The 22435-nt window shown below is 44.0% G+C and carries 24 protein-coding genes; 20 read left to right on the top strand and 4 right to left on the bottom strand.

Going from position 1 to position 22435, the window contains the following annotated elements:
- The first annotated feature begins 5 nt into the window (after positions 1-5).
- Entirely contained in the window at positions 6-716 is a 711-nt protein-coding gene (locus Q9R36_RS18855; protein WP_306009213.1) for a Type 1 glutamine amidotransferase-like domain-containing protein, read from the top strand.
- Between the two features lie 305 nt (positions 717-1021).
- On the opposite strand, the gene Q9R36_RS18850 is transcribed toward Q9R36_RS18855, so the two are convergent.
- Positions 1022-1612, bottom strand: a complete 591-nt coding sequence (locus Q9R36_RS18850) for a YhcN/YlaJ family sporulation lipoprotein (protein WP_311225712.1) — start codon at positions 1610-1612, stop codon at positions 1022-1024.
- A 169-nt stretch (positions 1613-1781) separates the two neighbouring features.
- Here Q9R36_RS18850 and Q9R36_RS18845 point away from each other — a divergent pair, with 169 nt between their 5' ends.
- From Q9R36_RS18845 to Q9R36_RS18810, 8 genes are all read left to right on the top strand, one after another.
- Positions 1782-1994: a helix-turn-helix transcriptional regulator gene (locus Q9R36_RS18845; RefSeq protein WP_009793295.1), complete on the top strand. Its 213-nt coding sequence runs from the start codon at positions 1782-1784 to the stop codon at positions 1992-1994.
- The gene (locus Q9R36_RS18840; RefSeq protein WP_248138760.1) at positions 1991-2461 is read left to right on the top strand and encodes a hypothetical protein; all 471 of its coding nucleotides are present in this window, start codon (positions 1991-1993) and stop codon (positions 2459-2461) included. The genes Q9R36_RS18845 and Q9R36_RS18840 overlap by 4 nt, the downstream gene beginning before the upstream one ends.
- 130 nt (positions 2462-2591) lie before the next feature.
- Positions 2592-3158, top strand: a complete 567-nt coding sequence (locus Q9R36_RS18835) for an RNA polymerase sigma factor (protein ID WP_311225711.1) — start codon at positions 2592-2594, stop codon at positions 3156-3158.
- Positions 3136-4740 carry a DUF4179 domain-containing protein gene (locus Q9R36_RS18830; RefSeq protein ID WP_311225710.1) on the top strand — a complete coding sequence of 535 codons (1605 nt, stop codon included), beginning with the start codon at positions 3136-3138 and terminating at the stop codon, positions 4738-4740. The genes Q9R36_RS18835 and Q9R36_RS18830 overlap by 23 nt, the downstream gene beginning before the upstream one ends.
- 260 nt (positions 4741-5000) lie before the next feature.
- Positions 5001-6149, top strand: coding sequence for a hypothetical protein (locus Q9R36_RS18825; protein WP_311225709.1), 1149 nt, complete (start codon positions 5001-5003; stop codon positions 6147-6149).
- Positions 6150-6172: 23 nt separating this feature from the next.
- On the top strand, positions 6173-6487 hold the full coding sequence (locus Q9R36_RS18820; RefSeq protein ID WP_311225708.1) for a hypothetical protein: 315 nt from the start codon (positions 6173-6175) through the stop codon (positions 6485-6487).
- Positions 6488-7120: 633 nt separating this feature from the next.
- Positions 7121-7594, top strand: a complete 474-nt coding sequence (locus Q9R36_RS18815) for a hypothetical protein (protein ID WP_311225707.1) — start codon at positions 7121-7123, stop codon at positions 7592-7594.
- 40 nt (positions 7595-7634) lie between these two features.
- On the top strand, positions 7635-7880 hold the full coding sequence (locus Q9R36_RS18810) for a hypothetical protein (RefSeq protein WP_248138765.1): 246 nt from the start codon (positions 7635-7637) through the stop codon (positions 7878-7880).
- A 97-nt stretch (positions 7881-7977) separates the two neighbouring features.
- Here the strand turns inward: Q9R36_RS18810 and Q9R36_RS18805 are convergent, their stop codons facing one another.
- Positions 7978-8322, bottom strand: coding sequence for a YlbF/YmcA family competence regulator (locus Q9R36_RS18805; RefSeq protein WP_009793305.1), 345 nt, complete (start codon positions 8320-8322; stop codon positions 7978-7980).
- A gap of 141 nt (positions 8323-8463) precedes the next feature.
- Here Q9R36_RS18805 and Q9R36_RS18800 point away from each other — a divergent pair, with 141 nt between their 5' ends.
- From Q9R36_RS18800 to Q9R36_RS18785, 4 genes are all read left to right on the top strand, one after another.
- On the top strand, positions 8464-9297 hold the full coding sequence (locus tag Q9R36_RS18800) for an alpha/beta fold hydrolase (protein WP_022543995.1): 834 nt from the start codon (positions 8464-8466) through the stop codon (positions 9295-9297).
- The gene (locus tag Q9R36_RS18795; protein ID WP_311225706.1) at positions 9297-10181 is read left to right on the top strand and encodes a GNAT family N-acetyltransferase; all 885 of its coding nucleotides are present in this window, start codon (positions 9297-9299) and stop codon (positions 10179-10181) included. The genes Q9R36_RS18800 and Q9R36_RS18795 overlap by 1 nt, the downstream gene beginning before the upstream one ends.
- Before the next feature lie 13 nt (positions 10182-10194).
- Positions 10195-11205 (top strand): SDR family oxidoreductase, encoded by a 1011-nt coding sequence (locus Q9R36_RS18790; protein ID WP_129612629.1) that lies wholly within the window; start codon positions 10195-10197, stop codon positions 11203-11205.
- A gap of 156 nt (positions 11206-11361) precedes the next feature.
- Entirely contained in the window at positions 11362-13050 is a 1689-nt protein-coding gene (locus tag Q9R36_RS18785; RefSeq protein ID WP_129612630.1) for a methyl-accepting chemotaxis protein, read from the top strand.
- A gap of 37 nt (positions 13051-13087) precedes the next feature.
- Here Q9R36_RS18785 and Q9R36_RS18780 read toward each other — a convergent pair whose 3' ends face one another.
- The gene (locus tag Q9R36_RS18780) at positions 13088-13423 is read right to left on the bottom strand and encodes a hypothetical protein (RefSeq protein WP_009793310.1); all 336 of its coding nucleotides are present in this window, start codon (positions 13421-13423) and stop codon (positions 13088-13090) included.
- A gap of 850 nt (positions 13424-14273) precedes the next feature.
- Here Q9R36_RS18780 and Q9R36_RS18775 point away from each other — a divergent pair.
- The 4 genes from Q9R36_RS18775 to Q9R36_RS18760 are packed head-to-tail and all read left to right on the top strand — an operon-like array spanning position 14274 to position 19219.
- Positions 14274-14990 (top strand): response regulator transcription factor, encoded by a 717-nt coding sequence (locus tag Q9R36_RS18775; RefSeq protein ID WP_129612633.1) that lies wholly within the window; start codon positions 14274-14276, stop codon positions 14988-14990.
- Positions 14980-16455, top strand: a complete 1476-nt coding sequence (locus Q9R36_RS18770) for a HAMP domain-containing sensor histidine kinase (RefSeq protein ID WP_129612634.1) — start codon at positions 14980-14982, stop codon at positions 16453-16455. Before Q9R36_RS18775 ends, Q9R36_RS18770 begins: the two co-directional genes overlap by 11 nt.
- Complete coding sequence (locus Q9R36_RS18765) at positions 16445-17506, top strand: LolA family protein (RefSeq protein ID WP_311225705.1); 1062 nt, start codon at positions 16445-16447, stop codon at positions 17504-17506. The genes Q9R36_RS18770 and Q9R36_RS18765 overlap by 11 nt, the downstream gene beginning before the upstream one ends.
- Before the next feature lie 12 nt (positions 17507-17518).
- The gene (locus Q9R36_RS18760) at positions 17519-19219 is read left to right on the top strand and encodes a M56 family metallopeptidase (RefSeq protein ID WP_311225704.1); all 1701 of its coding nucleotides are present in this window, start codon (positions 17519-17521) and stop codon (positions 19217-19219) included.
- Positions 19220-19275: 56 nt separating this feature from the next.
- Here the strand turns inward: Q9R36_RS18760 and Q9R36_RS18755 are convergent, their stop codons facing one another.
- Positions 19276-20049: a class I SAM-dependent methyltransferase gene (locus tag Q9R36_RS18755; protein ID WP_311225703.1), complete on the bottom strand. Its 774-nt coding sequence runs from the start codon at positions 20047-20049 to the stop codon at positions 19276-19278.
- 157 nt (positions 20050-20206) lie between these two features.
- Between Q9R36_RS18755 and Q9R36_RS18750 the strand changes: the two genes are divergently transcribed.
- The 3 genes from Q9R36_RS18750 to Q9R36_RS18740 all read left to right on the top strand — a co-directional run bounded on the left by Q9R36_RS18750 (position 20207) and on the right by Q9R36_RS18740 (position 22435).
- On the top strand, positions 20207-20521 hold the full coding sequence (locus Q9R36_RS18750; RefSeq protein ID WP_022543992.1) for a PadR family transcriptional regulator: 315 nt from the start codon (positions 20207-20209) through the stop codon (positions 20519-20521).
- 12 nt (positions 20522-20533) lie between these two features.
- Positions 20534-21163, top strand: a complete 630-nt coding sequence (locus Q9R36_RS18745) for a DUF2812 domain-containing protein (RefSeq protein ID WP_009793318.1) — start codon at positions 20534-20536, stop codon at positions 21161-21163.
- Positions 21164-21742: 579 nt separating this feature from the next.
- Entirely contained in the window at positions 21743-22435 is a 693-nt protein-coding gene (locus Q9R36_RS18740) for a response regulator transcription factor (RefSeq protein ID WP_148949303.1), read from the top strand.

The raw sequence follows: 22435 nt of genomic DNA, 5'->3' as shown, positions 1-22435 counted from the left end.
TGAAAATGAGGCAGATCATCGCAATGGGAGGAGGAGGATTTTCCATGGAACCTGAAAACCTCCTTCTTGATCAATATATCATTGGGCAGTCGCAAAATAAGAAACCAAAAATATGCTTTCTGCCAACGGCAAGCGGAGACCAGCAAAACTATATAGACCGATTTTATGAGGCATTCGAAAAAATGAAGTGCATACCGGCCCATCTGTCGCTGTTTGAGCCAAACTTCAATGATGCTGAAGAATTTTTGCTTGGACAGGATATCATCTACGTTGGAGGCGGGAATACCCGCAATATGATGATTCTTTGGAAAGAATGGGGACTGGATAAGCTTCTGTTGAAATGCTATCAAAAAGGAATCATTTTGGCCGGCATAAGCGCAGGAAGCATCTGCTGGTTTGAAGAAGGCCTTACAGATCCTCTTAACGGACCGCTGTATCCCATTAAAGGTTTGGGCATCCTAAGAGGCAGCCATTGCCCGCACTATGACGGGGAGAATAAGAGAAAGCCAGCTTACAGAAAATATATCAGGGAAGCGCTCATGAAGCCGGGCTATGCGGCAGATGATGGGGCTGCACTTCACTTTGTGGATGGGTCGCTTTATCAAACGGTCAGCTCCAGAAGGAATGCCAGCGCTTATTATGTAGAAGTCAATGATAACAAAGCTGAAGAAACAAGACTCGATTGCATTTATCTGGCAGACCTTTCCTATACATGAGTGGCATCTTTTGATGGCCGTCATGCATTGAATGGGCCATGATCTATACATGAGTGGCTTCTTTTGAGGGTTGTCATGCATTGAAAGGCCCTGATCTATACATGATTGGCTTCTCTTAAGGGTCTTCATGCATTGATTAGGCCTCTTTCTATACATGAGTGGCTTCTTTTATATGCCATGATGCATCGACTGGCTCTCTTCCTATCTATCAGAGTGACTCAGTGCAAATAGGATATACTATTGTTTGAACCCTGCAGTATCAAATAAAATCGCCCGCTTCCTATTTGGAAACGGGCGATTTACTGTTATCGTGATTCAGGGAAAATTCTTTGCACTGTTTCGGAAAATTGATCAAATAATCCTCTTACAGGGTTACCATTCTGAATATCATCCCTATATCCGCGCATGCGTTCCATGAAATCAGGATTGCTTGAAACAAAAACTTCATCGATATTCTGATCTGCTGCCTGAACCTGATCGGAAACCTTCTTTTTCATTTCATCATTTACATCAGCATTTTCCCCATTTGCGAGCTTTACAGCTGCATATGCCTTGCTTCCGGCTGTAATGACTACCGCCTTATCAACTTCTTTCATGGCTTCAATTTTCTGCTGGGCATCTTCTGAATTGCGAAGATCCTTCTGATCGTTGCCATTCTGTTCATTGCCGTTCTGCCCATTATCTTCCAGTCCGTTGTTATACTGTTTGTTGTTATTCTGTTCGTCGTCCATTAAGTTATTGTCATTGTCAGTTGCATCGCTGTCGGTGACATTTCTCATGGATAATGTGCCGGATTGGCCATCATTTCCATCCTGGCTGCCCTGGTTGGATGAGGCACAGCCGGTAATCAGCATAGACGCAGCAGCGCCTATTAAAAGCCATCTTAACTTTTTCATTCTAATACCTCCTAATTAATATTCATGAGTAATTTTTCCAAAAACATAAATGTTATACACTTTTTTTAGGTCAATGTTAAATGGGCTTTACATAATGTAAAGTCTTCTATACAATTGACTTAATTGATGTTAAGTTGACTTAACAAAGAGACGGTGAATGAGGTGCTTTATGGAAATTGGCAATTGTGTCAAAGAGCTGCGTGCCAGAAACAGCTGGACACAGGAAAAGCTGGCCCAGGCTTCAGGTGTGACGAGGCAAACAATCGCAGCGCTTGAAAAAGGGGATTATATCCCGTCCCTGCTGCTTGCCCTGAAGATATGCGAGGCATTCCAGCTGAAGATGGAAGAAGTATTTTGGCTATTAAAGGAGGAAGAGAAATGAAAACGAATCGGACAGTCTTATTAAATTTTGTTTTATATGCGTTATTTGCCTGGGCTATGATAGCAATGTACGATGCCCAGACCCAGTTTGCAGAGGTGCTGCGGAACCCTGAGCCGCCCTGGTCATTGACGATTAATATCACACCGGTTGCCGTTTTTTTACTGATAGGGGGTTTGATCAGCTGGTTCCTTTACAGCAAGAACAAGAAAAAGCGGTCAAGTATCGGTGCTCTGCTTCTCCTGCCGCCTGAGTTCGAGGAACAGGATGAACGGGAAAAAATGATGACTGCCAGAGCCTGCAGAAGCTCCTATATCTCTCTGTATTTTGCGTTGCCGTTTACTGCAGCCCTTATGCTTTTTTATCCAGTGCTCGAGGATAAGATCCCTTTCTACCCGATCCTGGTCATTCTGCTGATCCCGGCCATCCAGATGATTTCATATTATCTGTCCATACGCAAAAGTCTGTAAAAAGTAGTAAGGCGGCTGTCAATATTCTGCAGCCGCTTTTTTTTTTTGCAGAAACATGAGATTTTTTTACATCTATTTCCGTTATTATAGAAGAATCGGACAAAAGGACAGGAAGGAACGGGAGGTACATATGGAAGAGGAAGCATTTTGGATAAAGCAGGTGCTGGCCGGAAACAAGCAGGCTTACGGGCACATCATCAATAAATACAAAAACCCTTTGTACTCAACGATACTGAGGATGACAAAAAACCCGCAGGATGCCCAGGATCTGGTCCAGGAGGCATTTATCAAAATTTACAATCAGCTTGGCAAGTATGACCAGAAAGGGGCCTTTTCAAGCTGGCTTTACCGGGTGGCAGTGAATCACTGCATGGATGAATTCAGGAAGAAAAGCTCCCAAATCAAGCAGGCGGAAATAAACGAGGCCTCTGCCGTCAACACGAAGCACCCGGAAGTGATTCTTCTGAAAAAAGAGAAAAATAGGCAGGTGGAAAAGCTGATCAGCACACTGCCGGAGGATGAAAGGATTATTATACTCCTTCGCTATGCCAATGAATTGCCATATGAGGAAATTGCAGAAACGACAGGCATGCCCTTATCCATGGTCCGGAACAAGCTTCACAGGGCCAAAAAGAAAATGAGGGAAACAGTCAAAAAACAGGGAGGCTATTATAATGAATTGTCCAACGGCGGATAAAATCTCTCAATATACCGATCAGCTTTTAACCGAAAAGGAACAGTTTGAACTGAAAGGCCATATCGCAGGCTGTCCGTCTTGTGCTGAAGTTGCTGGTTTATTTGAACATGAAGCTGAATTCATGAAAGAAACCCTGCAGATGCCAAAGCTTCCCGACGATTTTGCAGATGTCATCATTGGGCAGCTTGAATCATACAGACCAAAAAGAAAGTTTGTCTCAGGGAAACGGATGGCCGCAGCGACAGCCGGACTGCTCCTGGCTGCAGGAATCAGCACGGTCCCTGGCTTTGCAGACTGGGTCGGCGGGCTATTTTCCTCCAATGAGGTGGATGACGGTCTGAGGCTGGCATCTCAAGAGGGAATGGCGACCCGGGTGGATATTGCTGCAACAGATCAGAACACAACGTTCAAAATAGAGGATGTAGTCGCGGATACATCAAGAATTGCGCTTTCTTTTAAAGTATTGGATTCAAACGGCAAACCGCTTGATACCAGTATCAATATGGATGACACAGAAAACAGGATCGCAGCCTATGATCAAGACGGTAAAGAAATCGAAGGCTACGGAATGCGCTGGACAGAGGGATCTGAGTATGGATTAATAGAATTTTCGCTGAGGGATCGGACCGGTCTAGAAGAGGTCTTGATTAAAGTCGATCTTAAGGAGCTGAACGGTAAGCAGGGGAACTGGAATGTTGAAGTGCCTGTTGACCTGAAGGAAAGGCAAAAATATACAAGCAGGCTTGCGCTCGACCAGCATAGCGCCGCTTTCAATGGTGTTTCAATTGATCTAAAAGAAGTGCAATTTGCTCCTTCTTCAAACGAGCTGATCTATGAGACATCATTCACGAAAAAGGAAAAAGCCGACGTGGAAACTAGGATTAAAGAGCTTGAAGAACAGTTTGGCAAAGAAAATGTCGGGATGTTCTCTGGATTCGGAACGGCGATTCAATATCATATTGTGGATGAAAAAAATGAAGCCGTTTATAAGCACAATACCTTCGCTGAGGGGCAGGGCCATCCCAGCGATACAGGCTGGATATCAGGGTCTAGCAAAGATCTGGATGAACTTGGGGCAGTACGCTGGAATGAATCATTTATCCCGCAGAAAAATAAAAGCAGTTATACTCTTGTACTCGATGGCGTAATCAAAACCCTGCCAGCCGATTTTTCTATAAAAATTAAACCGGATGATCTCCGGAAGAAACCAGTCAGCTTTGAATACGAAGGCAATCATATAACAATTAAAAAAGCAAAGAAGAAAAATGATTACTCGCTGCGTAAGTCATTGCTGCCAATTCAAAAGGAATCCTATTTCGAAATTGAGATGGAGGGCGGCAAGGAAGTACCTTCCGCTGATTTTGGGTCATGGGTGATGAGGGATGAAGAAGGAAATGTCTATCCCCTGTATCATAGTGGTTCCATATTAAACGAAAAAGACAAAAATGGGCGCTTCAAAATTTCTCTGGATCTCAAAGCTTATGATCTGGAGAAAGAGCCGGAAGAACTGACATTGCATCTCATATCTAGCACGCGTTATTATCCAGTAGATAAAGAGTGGAAGGTGCCGTTATTTAGATAAACAGAATGAAAAGCAGGCTTTCAGCAGCCTGTTTTTCTTTTGGGGAGATTTTGGGAAAAATTGCAACTTTCTGCTTGCCAAAACGTATGTAAAGTATCTTGATTTGTATATGTGGCGATAGGGGGATTTTCATGAAAGAAAGCAGTAAAAAGAGATTTCATTGGATTCGCCCGCTTCTATGGGGAGCCGGGGCAGTTATCGTCATTTTGACGATGCTTTATTTTGATAAAGAAAAGGTTTATAAGGAAGAAAAGCCGCCGATGCCGGTGATCACAGTTGGAGATACAGAGGTGCAGGCAATCATGGGTTCTTACCGATGGAATGACGGACTGGTGGAGAGAGAGATGAAGGATATTACCAAATCTCTGAAAAATCAGCATGTATACGAGAATGAGGAAATGAAGGTTGAATTTCCCGATGAAACTGACAGCCCTGTTTTTATAGGAAAAAGCACTCTGATGCCTAACGGAAAAAAATTCCCGGATATATTGCCGAGTATAATGGGAGAAAACGGCTTAATCAGTGAAGGTGAGGGAATTAAAACAGCAGTTCTACAGGCATATTGGAAGGATGGAAGAACGGCTGAGTATTATCTTCCTATTAAAGTTGAAAAACAGCCACAGATAAAACCTTATTTTCCAAGGTCTAAAGGCCAGTATTCCATTGTGGTAACAGAAAAAGAGGCCACGCTGGAAAAAGATCTGGAGTTAAGAGGGAAGTTATTAAAGCAGTATCCCTCTGCATTTATAACAGTAGGGGCGTATACAGATTTACAAAGAGCAGAAGAAGAGCTATTGGAATTAAATATTAAAGAAGTACCTTCCTATATATTATTGGACGAGGAAGGAGAAGTATTCCGCAGCAAAGATATCGGGTTAATGGAAAAATATATAGATGAAAATGTACTTCCTCAAGCAACCAGCCAGGAAGGTATTGTAACCGAAGTCAACCGTGAACTGGGCTTTATAAAAATAGATGGGGTTCCGTTTTGGATTGATAAGGGAGCAAAGTATCATACAGGCCAGAAACTTGCATTTAATGCGAGATATCCAGAAGACGGTCAATTATGGTTTCCAATTCTGGAAGAAGTCAGGGTTCTCGAGGAACAGGATAAAATCTTTTATGGCAGTAATTGGATGTCGAATGAAAGTGGTAAACTGTCCATACTTGCTATTGGAAATAAATCAAAAGAGAAAATGGAATCTTTGAAAAAAGAGGGAATTAAAACTGTTGTGAAGACTTCAGCTGAAAACTCTATTAAAATGGAGAACGGAAAAGAACTGACCGATTTTACAATTTTTGTTTTTAACGAAAAAGAGCTTATTTTTCAGACAGATGCTTATGATGAATTGCTTAAATTTCTATACTCTAAAGAGAACTTAGATACACTAATGAGTATCACCCAATAATGAAGGTATTTAGGAGCGGTAAAATGAAAATGGCTGTTATGAAAAGAAAAGTCCAGCAAGCCTACCAAAATAAAATGCTGTCCAAAAAGAAAAGCAGAAAGCAGACTTTTGAAGCGGGTGTGTTACTTTTGGGGGTTGTCCTCCTTTTTTCAATAAGCGGACCGCTTCAACAGGAAACCGGCAAGGCGTACGGAATAAAAGGTGAGCAGGTAAGCACATGGAGTATGCCCGCTTCCGAAATCCAACATAAAGTTAGGGAGTTTGAAGGTTTTAAAGGCATTGCCATTTATACACATCCCAAACCGGTTAAATATATTATAAAAACTTCTTTTAATTAGAAGCTGCATCAGCAGCAAGGATGATTGAAGAAGCACAAGCTTAATTAGTGCAGCAAATGATGAGGCACATAAAGAAGTCTACCAAATTGTTGTCCGGGGAAAGGAAAGTGAGGTTTTAGAAAGAAAGGAATATCCCTGATTAGGGAGTCATGAGTCACCCTGATGGAGTGTGAAACTAGTCAGAGTGACTTAAAAGGAGAATATGAGTCACTCTGAAGGGGGAAAAGCTGGTTTGAGTGCTTCAAGAGGAGAATATGAGTCACTCTGATGGTGGGGAAAGCCGGTTAGAGTGTCTCAAGAGGAGAATATGAGTCACTCTGATGGTGGGGAAAGCCGGTTAGAGTGTCTCAAGAGGAGAATATGAGTCACTCTGATGGTGTGGAAAGCCGGTTAGAGTGTCTCAAGAGGAGAATATGAGTCACTCTGATGGTGGGAAAAGCCGGTTAGAGTGTCTCAAGAGGAGAATATGAGTCACTCTGATGGGGGAAAAGCTGGTTAGAGTGATTCAAAATAAAGATATGAGTCACTCTTCCGGTCGGATAACCCGTTCAGAGTGCCTCAAGAGGAGAGAAATGAGTCACTCAAACAAAAAAGAAAGTCAAGAAGGCGCCTGAAATAAGGAGGAAGCAATAAATGAAGCTTAGAAAACTCATCCAGAGAAAATTGACTGCTTCGTTTGCTGTCTCAGCAGCGGTCTCCATATTGTTTGCTTTTTTTGCTGTCAATGATTCTGAACCTGCCTCTGGACTTGGAACCGCCTTTCTTGGCTGGCTGCTTTTATTTATGCTGTATGCAGGAGCGATTGTCTTTTTTTACGGGAACCTTGTTTCGTTTCTGCTTGAAGTTTTGCAGAAACGGGTAGCTGTCCTTAGGAAAGACTGGTTTTATATCTTTCTCCACGGGCTTTTCGGATTGGCAAACGGACTGCTTTTTCAAAATACGATTGCAGCAATATATGGTATGGGAGCCGCTCTTTTATATGCATTACTGGACAGGCGGATTTTCAGGAGAGAAGGCAGCATCTTATTTATAGTACTTCCGCTTTTATGCGCCGGTTTGCTTTGGGGTTATCTTTTACTGATATCAGATCCTCAGCCCCCTTTCTGAGACGGAAGCGCTAGGGTTTGCTTCAATGGGAGAAGGATCGATGACTGACCGCTTCCCCGAGAGAGAAGGAAAATGGGAAGGAGAGATTAAAGGATATCAGGTGGTAAAAGAAACGTCAGCAGAAAAAATAGGGAAAGAAAAATTCATTATTTCATATAAAGATCATGGGGAAAAGACGGTAAGTTCGGCTCATGGTATATTTCGAATGAAGTTGGCCGCCAATTTTACTGGCAAAGGAGTTGGAACAGAGGAGCGGCAATACTATAAAGAGGAGGGCAGGCCATAATTTTGCAAAGCTTGGACCTCATATAAAAGGAAAGCAAATTTGCTTTCCTTTTTTTAAATGAAAAGAGGGCTGATCTAAAAAGCTTATTGCTGCCGTTCTACACTCCGCTATAAATCTCATCCATCGGCCTGGCCAGCATCATATTCAGTTCCTGGATTGCCTTGAAGATTTGCTCTTCTGCCTGCAGATATGAAGCGGTTTTAGGATTTTGCATCAGACCGGATTCCAGCACCTGCAGTTTCTGGATATCAGCAGGACTCAGATTTTCTCCCCGGATCTGCTTTTCCTGCAGCAAGTGGTGGATGCTGCGGAAATCCTCGATCAGCTGCCTTGCTGCCGGGTCGGCATTGATTTCTGCTGCCAGCTTCCTCAACAGCTGATACTCCCTGCTTCCGCGAATAATGGTTTCCAATGCAGGCCCCTGCTCTAATAAAGCTTTCATTATTTCCCCTCCATTAGCCTAGATCATACAGCGTATGTACATATGAAAAAAAAAGTTCGAATAACTAAAAATAACTGGATAAATTTCAGAATAGAATGATAATATTAAATAGACTAATTAGTTTATTTAGGGGGAATATCAGTGGGATCAGCTCTTGTTACGTTAAGAAATGAATCTATTTTTGTAAAGCAAATGGGGGAAGGCGAACCAATCGTTTTTTTGCATGGGGGCCCGGGCGGGGAGCATGGCTTTTTTCTCCCCCATCTTGCCCCCTTGTCTTCACAATTCAAGCTGGTATTTTATGATCAGCGCGGCTGCGGCAAGTCTTCTTTTCGTGAAGAAGCCATTTATACTATGGGGGAAGAAGTTGAAACTTTAGAATCGTTAAGAGAGCATCTCAAAATTGACAAACTGAATCTTGTCGGTGAATCCTGGGGGTCGATGCTTGCCCTGTTATATGCTTCCAAGTATCCGGAAAACGTGAATAGGCTTTTTTTGACCGCCGCTGTCGGTGCCAAAACAGAAGGCTACGTAAATTTTGGCCGCCTGCTGATGGAAAGGCTCTCTGAAGCAGAGCTTGAGCGCTTCCATCAAGTTACAGAGGACTATAAAGAAGGCAAGGCAGCTGCAGCAGATATCTTTCAGATCATCGATCCATATTATTTGTTTGATAGTGCCAATCTTTCCAGGAAAACTGAGACGAAAAGCAATACTATTGTAAATTCACAGATCGGGGAAGATATTCTGCAAAATTACGAATCCAGCATCAATCCAGCTGCTCTGGCTGATATCCCTGTTATGGCAGCACAGGGTGTAAGGGATATACTGACCCCCGATATGCTGGAGGAGCTGCTGCTTTCCCTTATTCCCCATGCAGCAATAGAAGTGATACCTGAATGCGGGCACTGGACTGCGATTGAACAGCCGGCAATATTAATGGAAAAAATAATAGCTTTCTTCAAAGGAGAAAAGTAATGATTGAAATAAGGCGCTTGTCGGATTGCAGTATAAATGAAGCAGTGACGGCTTGGAACATAGGGTTTGAAGGATATTTCTTTGATGCATCGACAACACCGGAAAAGTTTGTTGCACGGATGGCAGCTGAAGGACTGTCGCCGGATTTGTCTATTGTCGCTTTTGCGGAAGGAAAGCCGATCGGGATTGTAAAAAGCGGCATCCGGGAATTCAGGGGAAGGAAGATTGCCTGGAATGGCGGCACAGGTGTTGCTGCTGCCTGGCGCAGCAAAGGGGTCGGACGGATGCTGATTGATGAATCTATTAAAATATACAAAGAGGAAGGCGTCCAGCTTGCCACGCTTGAGGCAATCAGCGAGAACAGCAAGGCAATTGCCCTTTATGAAAAACTGGGCTACCAGAAAGCTGATAGTCTGGAATATTTGGAGCTGAAAGGCTGCCTGGAGCAAAATCCTGTCAGATTGAATAACCAGCATTCTTATCTGGCAGAGTATGTTTATCCCCAGGAGGCTTCCTCGCTGAGCTTCTACAAAGGAACTGCCCCATGGCAGACTTCCTGGCAGAATGCAAAGGATGGCGAGGCTCTGATTGCATTGGATAACGGAAGTGCAGCTGGCTATGCTGTCTTCCGTAAAGGTTTCACAGCTGAAGGAAGGCATGCTGCAACCACTTTGTTCCAAATTCAAGCTGACCCAGGAAGAAAAGATTGGCAGGAAATCATCACCTTTCTGCTGACTGAAATTTTTGGGGACTTCAGTGATGAAATTCGAAGAGTCATACCTAACTTTCCTGTTAAGGACAACAGAGAAACGTATGAACTTTTGTCAGGTATAGGATTTACTCCTGCCGTAAAGCAGGTTTATATGATAAAAGAGTTATCATAATGGGGGCCATCAAATGAAGGTATTAATCATTGGCGGTACAAAATTTATGGGGCCGTATGTGATAGAAGAGCTTAATCAAAAAGGCCATAGTGTTGCAGTTTTTAACAGAGGGCAGACTGAAGTATCCATGCCGGAGGATATAATCCGCTTTAAGGGAGATATCAATGATATCACTCATCATAAAGATGAGCTAAGAGGCTTCCGTCCAGATATAGTCCTTGATATGATTCCGTTTACTGAAAAGCATGCTGAGACTGTGAGGGGAATTTTTGAGGGAACAGCAGACCGGCTTGTGGCCATCAGCAGTGCAGATGTGTACCGGAGTTTTGGCCGGCTGCTCGGAACGGAGCCGGGAGAACCGGTTCCTGCACCATCCAAAGAAGATTCTCCATTGAGGGAAAAGCTTTATCCCTATAGAGAAAATGTAAGTGAGGAACACTTTTATTATCATTATGACAAAATTCCCGTAGAAAAAGTCTATATGAAAAGCGAAAAGCTGAAAGGCACAGTCCTGAGGCTTCCAATGGTGTATGGGCCAGGTGACAGACAGCACAGACTTTATCAATATATTAAGAGAATGGCAGATAAGAGGCCGTATATATTATTAGATGAAGTTCACAGCCGGTGGAAGACCTGCAGGGGATATGTTGAGAATGTCGCCCATGCCATTGCAGCGGCTATCGAAAACCCCAAGGCTGCCGGAAAAATTTATAATGTCGCAGAAAATAATTTTTCGGAAAGAGAATGGGTCAGCAGGATTGCAGAAGCGGTGGGCTGGCAAGGCTCAGTAGTGGAGGTGGAGGAAGGGCAGCTTCCCTTAGGCATAAATGCCAGGCAGAGTATTGATCTTTCATCCGATAAGATAAGAAATGAACTGGGCTATAAAGAACGCATTTCATTCGGGGAAGGGCTTCAAAAGACAATTGAATGGGAGCTTAACAATTCGCCTGCAGAACAAGCTGCGGAAAATTTTAATTATGATAAAGAAGATGAGATCATCAGGGAATTTGAAAAAAGAATCTAATAATGCAGGGAATGCAGAGGTCCGCACTGTTGAAAAACAGGCTTAGAATTTACTTCAATAACTGAATAGTTCGAATTCAGCACATTAACTGAAAAACCTGCAAAATCTGCCGATAAGTCATATGAACGAGCTGACAACAGAGAGAGAGGGAGCTTAATGAGAATGACAATCGGGAGAAAGCTGTTTGCGGGGTTTTCTGGCGTGCTTATACTGCTGGCAGCGATGTCGGTGATCAGTATTACGCAAATTAAATCAATCGACAGCCAATATTCAGAGCTGATAGATGACCGGGCTGCAAAGCTAGTGAAAATCAAAGAGCTTAACATTAATATTGCAGAACAGCAGAGCAATCAGGGCAGCTACCTGGCACTTGGCGAAGAGAAGTATTTGAAGCAGTTTGAGGAAGGTCACTCTGCCTATTTAAAATTAAGCAAGGAGCTTCAATCCACAATCAAACGGGAAAAATCGAAGGAATTATTTAAGGACCTAAATAAACTTGAACTGCAATATTATCTTTTTTCCCAGTCTGTTTTTCAACTAAAGCAGCAGGGAGAAACGGAACAGCTGGAGATACTTGTATCCAAACAGCAGATCGTGGAGAATTTTAACAAAAAAGTTAAAGAGCTGTCCCTATACCAGGAAGAACTGATGGCAGATGGGCAGTCTGCTGTGTCTAAGGATTCCGCAGGGATTATGCTTGCCGTCTCCTTAATCGGATTTGCGGCCATCCTTATAGGCATCCTGGCCGCTATCCTGACAGGAAGAACCATTACCAGGCCTGTTAAGCTTCTTGCGGCTGAAGCAAAGGAAATTGCAGGCGGAAACCTGGCAGTCCGGAAGCTGAACGTCCGGAACAAAGATGAAATCGGCCTATTGGCAGATTCTTTTAATCTGATGGCACATAATTTGAGGAAAGTTATCCAAGATACTGCTGAAAATGCCGAACAGGTGGCAGCTTCGGCCGAACAGCTGACAGCAGGGGCAGAGCAGTCAGGGGCTGCAGGAAGACAGATTGCCGCTGCCATGAATAACGTGGCGTCAGGTTCTGATAAACAGGTGCAATCGGTAGAGCAGGCTTCTATTACAGTAGGGCGCATGTCTGCCGGTGTAAAGCAAATCGCAGATAATGCGGCTGCTGTTTCCGAGACTGCCGCTGGTGCAGTCAGCCTGTCAGCAGAGGGCGGCAAGGCGATCGGTTCTGCAATCGAACAAATGAGTTCTATTCATGAAACCTTTGCAGGGCTGGAAGAGGTTATTAAAAAGCTTGGACAGCGGTCACATGATATTACGCATATTATAGAGGCTATTACCGGGATAGCGGATCAGACCAATTTGCTTGCATTGAATGCAGCAATTGAAGCAGCGCGGGCTGGTGAGGCCGGAAAAGGATTTGCAGTAGTCGCCGACGAAGTCAGGAAGCTTGCCGAGCAGTCAGCAGATTCTGCGCAGCAAATATCCGGTATTATTGCCGCCATTCAGCGGGATACCGGAAAAGCCATTTCTTCGATGGCCGATGCAGGCAAGGAAGTCGAAAGGGGAATATCTGCAGTTGAGGAAGCAGGCGGGAGTTTTAAAGAGATTGGGGACTCTGTATCAGGGGTCACAGCACAGATCGAAGAGGTTTCAGCCGCCGTGCAGCAGCTTGCAGCAGGAGCCGAACATATTGTACGGGCGATCGATGATATAGCTGCTGCAGCCGAGGAGTCGGCTTCGAGCACCCAGGAGGTTTCTGCTTCAACCGAAGAACAGCTTGCATCCATGGATGAAATGTCAGAATCAGCTGCATCGCTCGCGAAAATGGCAGAAGAGCTTAATGAATCAGTAAGCAGGTTCAGATTGAATTAGTAAAGCAATTGGCATCGCGTCAGCGGTGCTTTTTTTCTTAACATCCTTTAATCGTGATGGAAATAGGTTCGGCGGCAGGAGTAATGGGCAGGTCATCGGATGAAGGGTCGAAAATAAAGGGGCTCGGGTTGTCATTATTAAAAAGGATCTGTTCAATGGCACCAGCTGCATAATCGATTGATTGAAAACTCAAGGTCCGCTGATTGAATACAGACTCAACAGGCACGGAAACCATCAGAGAATAACAGTAGCTTTCTTTTAGAAAACTGACCTCCATACGCAAATTCCGCTCCGTAAAGATATGGGTTATGTCACAATCCCTGTAATACATAAGATTCAGAAGCATATTCCGGATTTCTTTTTTTGTGGTCATCCTAATTCCTCCTATCCAGCAAGATGGGATGGGACTAAGAAAAGTCTGAAGGATCCCCTATTGAATTCTTACTCTAATACTAACAGGTAATTCCGCCACAATCGATAAGCATTTATGTCTATTTATGGCAGTGCTTGGCGGTATTTGGCAGATGTAGCTGAAACGCTACGGTATCTGGAGAAAAATGCAGGGGAATTGTGTGGAGAAGCTGGCTGACCGGTCAAGTCCAGGAAAATATTTTTTTACCGAAAAAAAGATGGTCCCATTGGGTGGGCCCATCTGCCGTCAATTAACAGCTGCATGAATGTGTATGGCAGAAAATCGTGCCGCAGCGTGTACAAATATCAGATTCAGAGGCTATTACCTTCTGACCGCATTCTCCGCATGCTGCTATTGGAGACACATGGATGCCATTATTAAAAAATATGTCCGCCTCAAGAGATTGAACCTGGTTTTTTTGTTCCACAGGAGAAAGGCATTGAAAATCAACATAATAATCTTCTGTTATAAGATTTTTCATTTTCTTGCTCCCCATATAAATTCCCTTGGCCAATCTGACGAGACTATAATTTCCGCCGCTACCTTTCATAATATATAATTCTCCCGGTTTCACTGAACCACTCCTTTATATACTACTTTCTGCAAAAAGGGGCGAATCCCTTTTTAAACAGAATTAATAGTGTTGTAATATATCAATATAATAATTAGAATAAAAGGTAAATGATGGTTTGAAATTGAACTGCTGGGAACGGGCCTGGCAGTTTTATTTTTTTTGAAATTATGAAGTGTTTATAAAGTTTTCTTAGATACATGTATCATTTTTTATAATGGACTGGAAGGGGAGGGACATATGGCAAAGCAAGCAAGACTGCTGCTCGTGGAGGATGATGGGCAGATTGCCAAAATCATTAGTGATTATTTACGGAAGGATGGTTTCAGTGTGGCATGGGCATCTACCGGAAAAGAGGGGCTGGAGGAATTTGCTGCAGAGGCCTTTGATCTTGTGCTTGTCGATCTAATGCTTCCTGAGCTGGACGGTTTCACGCTGCTGCGGACCATCCGGAAGACGCATGAAATTCCAATGCTGATCATCAGTGCAAGGTCAGAAGATGAAAGCAAGGTGAAAGGCTTTAACCTGGGAGCGGATGATTATATCACAAAGCCGTTCAGCCTTGAAGAGCTGAGTGCCAGAATTACCTCCCATTTACGCAGGTACAGAAGATATCAGGGAGTAAATGATACCAGCAAGGTGAATGTCTATCATAATGGCCTTTCAATCGACTTTTCTCAAAAAGCGGTTCACTTGGACGGTCAATTGCTGAATCTGACTGCAAAGGAATATGAGCTGCTGCATCTCCTGGCTAAAAATCCTTTTGAAACTTTTTCGAAAGAAGCTCTGCTTGAAATGATCTGGAAACAGGAGGATATTTCTGCAAGCAATACGGTAACCGTGCATATCAAAAGCCTGCGCAGCAAGCTGAAGGATACTTCCAGGTCAGCTGTTTTTATACAGACGGTTTGGGGTTCCGGCTACCGTTTCATTGGAGAAGATAAGGATGAAAATTAAAACCTGGCTCAGAATCAGTTATCTCGCCGTGATGCTGCTTCCTCTGCTGTTTCTTTTTCTGCTGTACTCGAGCATATCTGAGTGGGACAAACAAAGAGATATTACTGAATACATGGAAGTGCAGCAAACAATGCAGGAGCTCAGCCCCAAACTGGATAACAATGATCTTTATCAGATCCAGCCGGCCAGCCGGTACGAACAGATCAAACAGCTATCCAGCGATAAGCTCAAAATTTCTCTTTACCGCCCGGATGGAGTCTCTCTTTTTTCCTCCCTTGAAGACCTGTCAGTGAACAGGCTCCAGCAGAGGAGGCCGGAAGATCTGTATAAAGGGCTCCATGAAATGGAAAAAAACATGAGATCTTATGTGGTGAAAAAACCGGTATTTGCGGATGGCAACTTGATAGGGATTTATGAGGTCACCTTTGCCCGGCAGACCTGGATGAAAGGCGTTGAAAACCGCACCCTCCTTTATGGGGCATCATTAGCCGTCTTCCTGCTGGCAGTGTATGCGGCAGCAGCGCTCGTGATAAACCGAAAGCTGAATCGGCCCCTGCAGCGGCTTGAAAACCAGATGGAGCGTTTTGCCGGCGGAATGCCAATAGAAAAAGAACAGACTGCAGGAGATGAAATTGGTGCACTTTACGAAGGCTTTTATCAGATGAAAACTCAGCTGGAGAAGTCCCAGGAGGAAATCGTACAGCAGCAGAAGGAAAAGGAATTTATTTTAGCAGCATTGTCACATGATATGAAAACGCCGCTCACTGTTATCCAGGCTTATGCAGAAGCATTGACTGGCAGCCGGCCATTAAGTGCAGAGGAAAGCAGTGAATATAAAGAAATACTGCTGGAGAAGCTCGGCTACATGAAGCAGCTGATCGATGATCTCGCCCTTTATGCATCCCTGCAGACCGGCCAGAAAAAAATTGAACTGGCAGAGGTGGAAGGTGAAGAGTTTTTTGAATATCTATTGGCCGGATATGAAGAGCCCTGCCTAAAAAAAGGAATCAGTCTGCAAGTGGAAACAAAGGTCAGCGGGATATACAGCCTAAATGCAAGCCAAATGCTTAGGATAGCTGATAATCTAATGGCAAACGCCATCCGGCATACCGGTGAAGGCAGCACCATCCTGGCAGCTGCTGTCTCTGCAAATGAATCACTGCCTGAAGCTGTTTACTCTCCATTTAGAAATGAACTGGAAAAGTGGAGAAAAGGTGGAGCAGTACTTCTGGTACAAAATGAAGGAAGCTATATCCCGGAACAGCTGCAGAAGACTATCTTTCTCCCATTTGTCCAGGGTGAAGATTCAAGGGCTCGTGGAGGGAGCTCCGGTATCGGGCTGAGCATCAGCAAAATGCTGATGGAGCAGCATGAAGGAAAAATCAGTGTATGGTCCAGTGAAGGTGATGGAACCCTTTTTGCCTGCTGGATTAGAGAAAGGAAGGAAACCAAGAATGAGATTTAAAAAGATGATAACAGCAGCAGGTGCAGCGGTCATGATTCTATCAGGCTGCAGCGGAAGCATCAATGTTTCTTCAGATGAGATCGTTTCCAATGTACTGGAGTCCGGAAAAGAACCTGCAGCTTATTTTGGAAAAGGATCTTACAAGATTTATAGTGATGGTGAACTCACCGAGGATGCGTCTTTTGAAGAATATGCAGATAAAGACGGAAAAAGGAAAATAATCATGGAGAACAGCGGAGAAGATGGAAAACGGTTCATTGCCATCAATGACGGCAAACAGCTCATCAGCTATGAGGAAGGAAGCAAGACGGCACAAGCAATGGACATCAGTGGGCTTGAGCTTCCAACCGCAATGACGCAAAAAGAGCAGATTACCGGAATGCTTGAAAATCTCAGCGGTACGCATTCATATGAAGTGGCCGGGGAAGAAGAGATGAGCGGAAGGGATGTTTATCATTTGAAAATAAATGCCAAGTCAAAGGAAAACCTGCTTGGCGATATGGAATTCTGGGTTGACAAAAAGACATGGTTTCCGATTAAGTCGGTTTCCAATTCAGGGGATAATCGATCAGAAGTGATCTATGAAAGTGTTGATTTTTCCCCGGATTTTGCAGCTGATGAATTTAAGGCAGATCTGCCCGAAAATGTTGAGATCGTATCGATTGATTCCAGTATGGAAACCACTGAGGGCACGGCTGAAGAGGCTGCAGGAAAGCTTGGCATACCTATCCTGATCCTGGAAGAAAGCTTGGAGAGAATTGAATGGACAGAGCTTGGGGGAGAGTTGGCACGGACCGAGGTGACGGCCTATTATTCCAAAGACGCTATCCCAAGCTTCAGCATCTCAACATTCCCGGTTCCTGAAGGAGAGGGCATGGAGCTTGACGGCGAAGAAGTCACTGTAAGGAATATTGCTGGTTTTTATGAAAAAGAACTCCGCATGATCAGCTGGGATGAGGAGGGACTCCGCTATGTGCTGATGATTGAACATCCTGATTTGAGCAAAGAGGAAGTCATTCAGGAACTCGAAGGCATGGAGCCTGTCAGCTAAAGGAGGAGAATCATGCTGCCAAGTATAACTGAAATGCTGGTCCCGATATTTTTGGGATCTGCGATTGCCGGAATCGGCCTGCTGACCGGCAAACACCGAAAATGGGCAGCTGCCGCAGAAATCCTGCTGGCTGCTGCTTCAATCGGCTGGCTGATCTATAAAAATGGATTTCTGGATAGCCTTTTGCTGATTTCCCTTCTTTCCAGTGCCTATTTCTCCCTTTTTCTGGCCGGATTCGGCTATAGAAAGTACCGGGAGCTGAAAGAGGAGCTGGGCCGGATTGAGGCTGAAGAATGGATGGTCAGCAGGAATGCCGCAAGAATCTGGACTGATATTCTGATCAGCCTGGCCGTCTTTCTGGGAGCCATATTATTTCTTATATACGGCCCTGAGGCCAGTCCGCTTAAGGTGTTTCTCCTTTTCGGCCTAATAGCTGCCGGGGCAGAACTGGGAAAACGTGTAATTGTCTTTATTACATTAAGAATCTATTTTTCTGAAGAAAAAAATATGATATTCATTGTTTCCAAGCTCGATTGCCGGGAGCTGCCTCTTTATGCTTTGAAGGAATACAGGGAAGAAGAAGCGGCAGATATTCTGAGGCTTCACCCCCTGCTGACTCTTTTTACTTCAAACAGCGATTTTACAACGAGCCTGGGGCAAGTTCAGCGGATAGGGGCAGCAAATGAAACGATCTTCCTCAATGTAGCCGATACTGTCAGGCTGAAAGAAATCATCAGACGCTGTCCGGAATGTCAAACAGGAAAAGAAGCTCCAGCTGTTCTGCCTCTTTATCACTGGAAAAACCTGAAGCGGCTGGCGGGAAAGCTTTATTATGCAGTCACAGTAAAAGGAATATCAGCGTATACATCAATCATTCTTATCCTCTACTTCTTAGAAGCGAACTCCTGGGTAATTGCAGCCTCAGCGTTCTTGTATTGGCTCATCAATTTGTATCTGTCTGACAGAGTTTTAAAAGCAGCTATGGATGCAAAGGAAATAGAAGATGCGGAAATCAGGCAGATGGCTGAGAGAATTTTTACTAAGGCAGGAATAGCGGGAGTAAAGGTTTATGAAACTGACTCTCCGCAATATAATGGCCTTGCCACTGGCATGAATATTGGACGAGGGATGGTAACAATAACAACAGCTACATTATCTCTGCCCCCATCAAGCATAGAAAGCATTCTTGCCCACGAAGCCATACATGTTAAGAAGCGGGATGTACTCTGGTCGCAAATCTGGAGGATTGCCTATTTTTTGATGCTGGCATTATGGGCATGGCTTCTTTTAGACAGGGTTCCTGATATTACTGAATATCCTGTTCCGGTTTTTATTGGCGTCTGGCTCCTTATGATGTTTCTGCCTATCTATCAATCTTTTATTTCCCAGTGGATGGAAGTAAGAGCAGACCAGCTCGGGGCACAGCTTCTTGAGGGAGGATATAGCCAAATGGCTGGCGGGCTTGCAGATCTGGCAGAAAGGCAGGATCATGAAGTCAATCAGTCAGCCGAATACCGTGCAGCAAAAGATGAAAAAAGGAGAGTCATCTCCTCGCTTAAACGCGACAAGCTTATATGGCGCCTCATTGAATTTCAGTTCATGCCCCATCCGCCTATGTATTGGCGTGTGCAAACCTTGAAAAACAGCTCTTCCCCTAAAGGGATGATCAAGAGATGGGCCGCAGACAGGATGAGGGAGTCTTTTACAAGATAAGCTATGAATGACCTGTGCTTTCTTTAGGGAGAGAACAGGTCATTTTTTTCCTTGCTTTAAACAGCTGCCCGGACGATATATCTGGAATGAGTAATGGCCAATCCTCTGGAAGCTGCATACTGATTGAAAATCCTGGTGATTTCAGAGCCGTATTTTTCCTTAACGAATGTTGTTATAGATGGCAGCTGTCCGAAACAGGCCAGGTTTATGACGTCCTGCGGGGACTTGAGATATTCAATACTGGTCACCTCTTCAATTGTCGCATTCGTAAAATTGGAATTCTCTGCACGATTCTCCAGTCCTTTTAGAATGGGAGTACCCGTTTTTTCTTCAAATAGAACCGGAAACAACCCAGGCAATTCCCGGCCCTGACTGTCGCCCGGATGAAGGCCCAGGATATGCCCGCCGTCTTTCACCGCTCTCTTTAAAAGAGGGTAAGCAGAAGTGGGTCCTTTTCTAATATAGGCAAAATCAAACTCCTTATTGGCAAATGGCAGGCCGCTTTTTGTATTTGCATTGATAAAAGATACATTAGGCATCCGCTGTCGATGCCCTTCCATGATGAACGCCTCTGATGCATCAACCCCCACAATTTCCTTGGCAAATGAGGCAAAGTGCATGGTAAAACGGCCTTCCCCGCACCCCACGTCAAGAACTTTCTGATTGACCGACAATTCTTCAGCCTCGCTGTCAAATATAGATTCTCCATTCGGCTCATTAATGAATGAATCCCAAGGATACAGATATTTTCCTTCCAATTTGCCGAGCTGTTCATACCATTCGATTGAATGTGGTGCCAGCCAGCCCTGAATAGAAGTGAGTTTTGTCAATTTGTTTCCTCCTTTCTGTCAGTCACTAAGTATGTTTTCTGCAGGTTGTGGTGGTTTTCCTGTTTTATGGAAAAATAGGTAAGTATACAGTTGAATTATTCAGTTCAACTGTATAAAATAAAACTATACAGTTGAACTGATTAAAGAGGAGGGCAATATGAAAAGAGATAAGCATCTCCCGCTTACAGAAACGGTTTATTATATTTTATTATCATTGCTCGAACCGGCACACGGCTACATTATCCTTCAGAAGGTAGAAGAGCTGAGCGGCGGGGAAGTCAGGATGGCTGCAGGTACATTGTATGGAGCATTGGAAAATCTGCAGAAGCTGAAATTCATTCAGCCTGTTAAAAGCGATGACAGCAGGCGGAAGGTATTCGTCATCAGCGAAAAAGGAAAGGAAATGCTGCTCCTGGATTATCAAAGAATGCAGCACATGACCAGGATCACGGAGGAAGCGTTAAAAGAATAGGAGGAGAACAGAATGAGGAAGTTCAAATGGTTCTTTGATTTTGATAAAGAAGCGCTTTGGCTTAATAAGATGGCAGGCAAAGGATTTCTGCTTGAGTCCAAGACATTTGGATACCGGTTCCGCAAAGCAAAACCAGTAAGAGCTAATTATAAAATAGATTTCAGGCAATTTTCCTCGCAGGGCGACTTCGATGATTACCTGATGCTCTTTAGGGACAGCGGATGGGAGCATATATCTGGAACTAAAACCTCAGGATCTCAGTACTTTATACAAGCTTCATCTGAAGCTGAAGCAGATATCTTCTCAGATGCCGATTCAAAAGCTGGGCGGTACAAGCGCATGTCAAAGATGTATCTCACTTTGTTTTGGACTTTCCTGCCTATCCTGACCGCTCTGATCGTTACAGACGCGATAGAACCGATGGCTTTGCTGAATATCAAAGAGCTTTATTTTACACCGGGATTATGGGAAAAAGAAGGCGCCCGCTTCTGGTCAGCGTTTCTATTCGAGACCCCCTTCGCACTGATGAGAGGAGCTTCCTGGCTGGTTCTTCCGGCCATGCTCATCTTATATCTCGTATTCAGTGCAAAAGCGGAGCGCCTGTACCGGGAAACGAAGGATTCGGGAACCTTGAAGTATTAAGGAGAAGCGTTGTCCAAGTCATTATGGAAGTGCTGAGACCGCTTGCGGAAGGCAGGGTAGCGAGGCCGGGAGGAGGAAATGTAAGGAGAATTTTATAAGAAAGAGGGATAGTGATTACAAGCGGAGGGGCTGGAACCACTATTTGCTGTAAATAGAAAAATAGTGGTCCTAGCCGGAGTAGCTGGAACCGCTATTTCGTGTAAACAGAAAAATAGTGGTCGGAACAGAATCACTTCCCAAAAACATGTGAAGCTTTTTTTAGCTTTAAAGGCCAGCCTAAATTTTATTTCAAAGATATACAGCAGCCCAGCGAAAGGGGCCCATTTTCACCATAAACGGAAATCATGATCAATTAGTCACTGGAGGAACTTGCTTTCACCTTATATACGTTATCTTTCACTTAAGCTGCCTCCCGGCGGCTTTTTTCTATTCGCTGCTTTCACCGCTAGGTTTCTAGTATACAATAGTGGGAGCAACATCCAATATTAAGAAAATCTTAAGATATTTATAAAAGGAATATTAAGATTTGCTCTTTATGATAGATACATAAGCAGCTGCTAAGAAGGTAGGAATAGGGGAATGGAAAATTATAATGTACTTGTGGTAGATGATGAAAAAGAGATCCGGGACGCGATTGAAATTTATTTAAAAAACGAAGGAATTACGGTGCTGAAGGCGGGCGATGGCATTGAAGCGCTCGAGATGCTCAATGAACACCAGATCCATCTGATCGTCCTGGATGTGATGATGCCGAATCTGGACGGCATTTCAGCAACTTATAAAATCAGGGAGAAAAAGAATATCCCGATTATCATCCTGAGCGCGAAAAGCGAGGATACCGACAAAATCCTGGGGCTGCAGGTCGGGGCTGATGACTATGTAACCAAGCCTTTCAATCCTATGGAACTGGTCGCAAGGGTTAAGTCACAGCTGAGAAGATATGTGTCATTCGGGACGTTTGAAGGCATCAGAAAAGTCGTGGATCTGAATGGCCTGACGCTTGAAAAGGAAACAAAGGAAGTCAAGGTTAATGGCGAGCCTGTCAAGCTTACACCGATAGAATATAAAATAGTAGAGCTGCTCATGCTTAATGCCGGCCGGGTATTTTCCATCCAGGAAATCTATGAACTGGTCTGGAAGGAACCGGGCTATAATGCAGAAAATACGGTTGCCGTACATATCAGGAAAATACGTGAAAAGATAGAGATCGATGCAAAAAATCCAAGATATTTAAAGGTGGTTTGGGGAGTTGGATACAAGATGGAAAGGTAG

The sequence above is a fragment of the Bacillus sp. AG4(2022) genome (assembly GCF_031844465.1).
GTDB classification, from domain to species: Bacteria; Bacillota; Bacilli; order Bacillales; family Cytobacillaceae; genus Bacillus_AB; species Bacillus_AB infantis.
The sequence above is the reverse complement of the archived record's forward strand: the minus strand, read 5'-3'. Positions and strand labels throughout refer to the sequence as shown.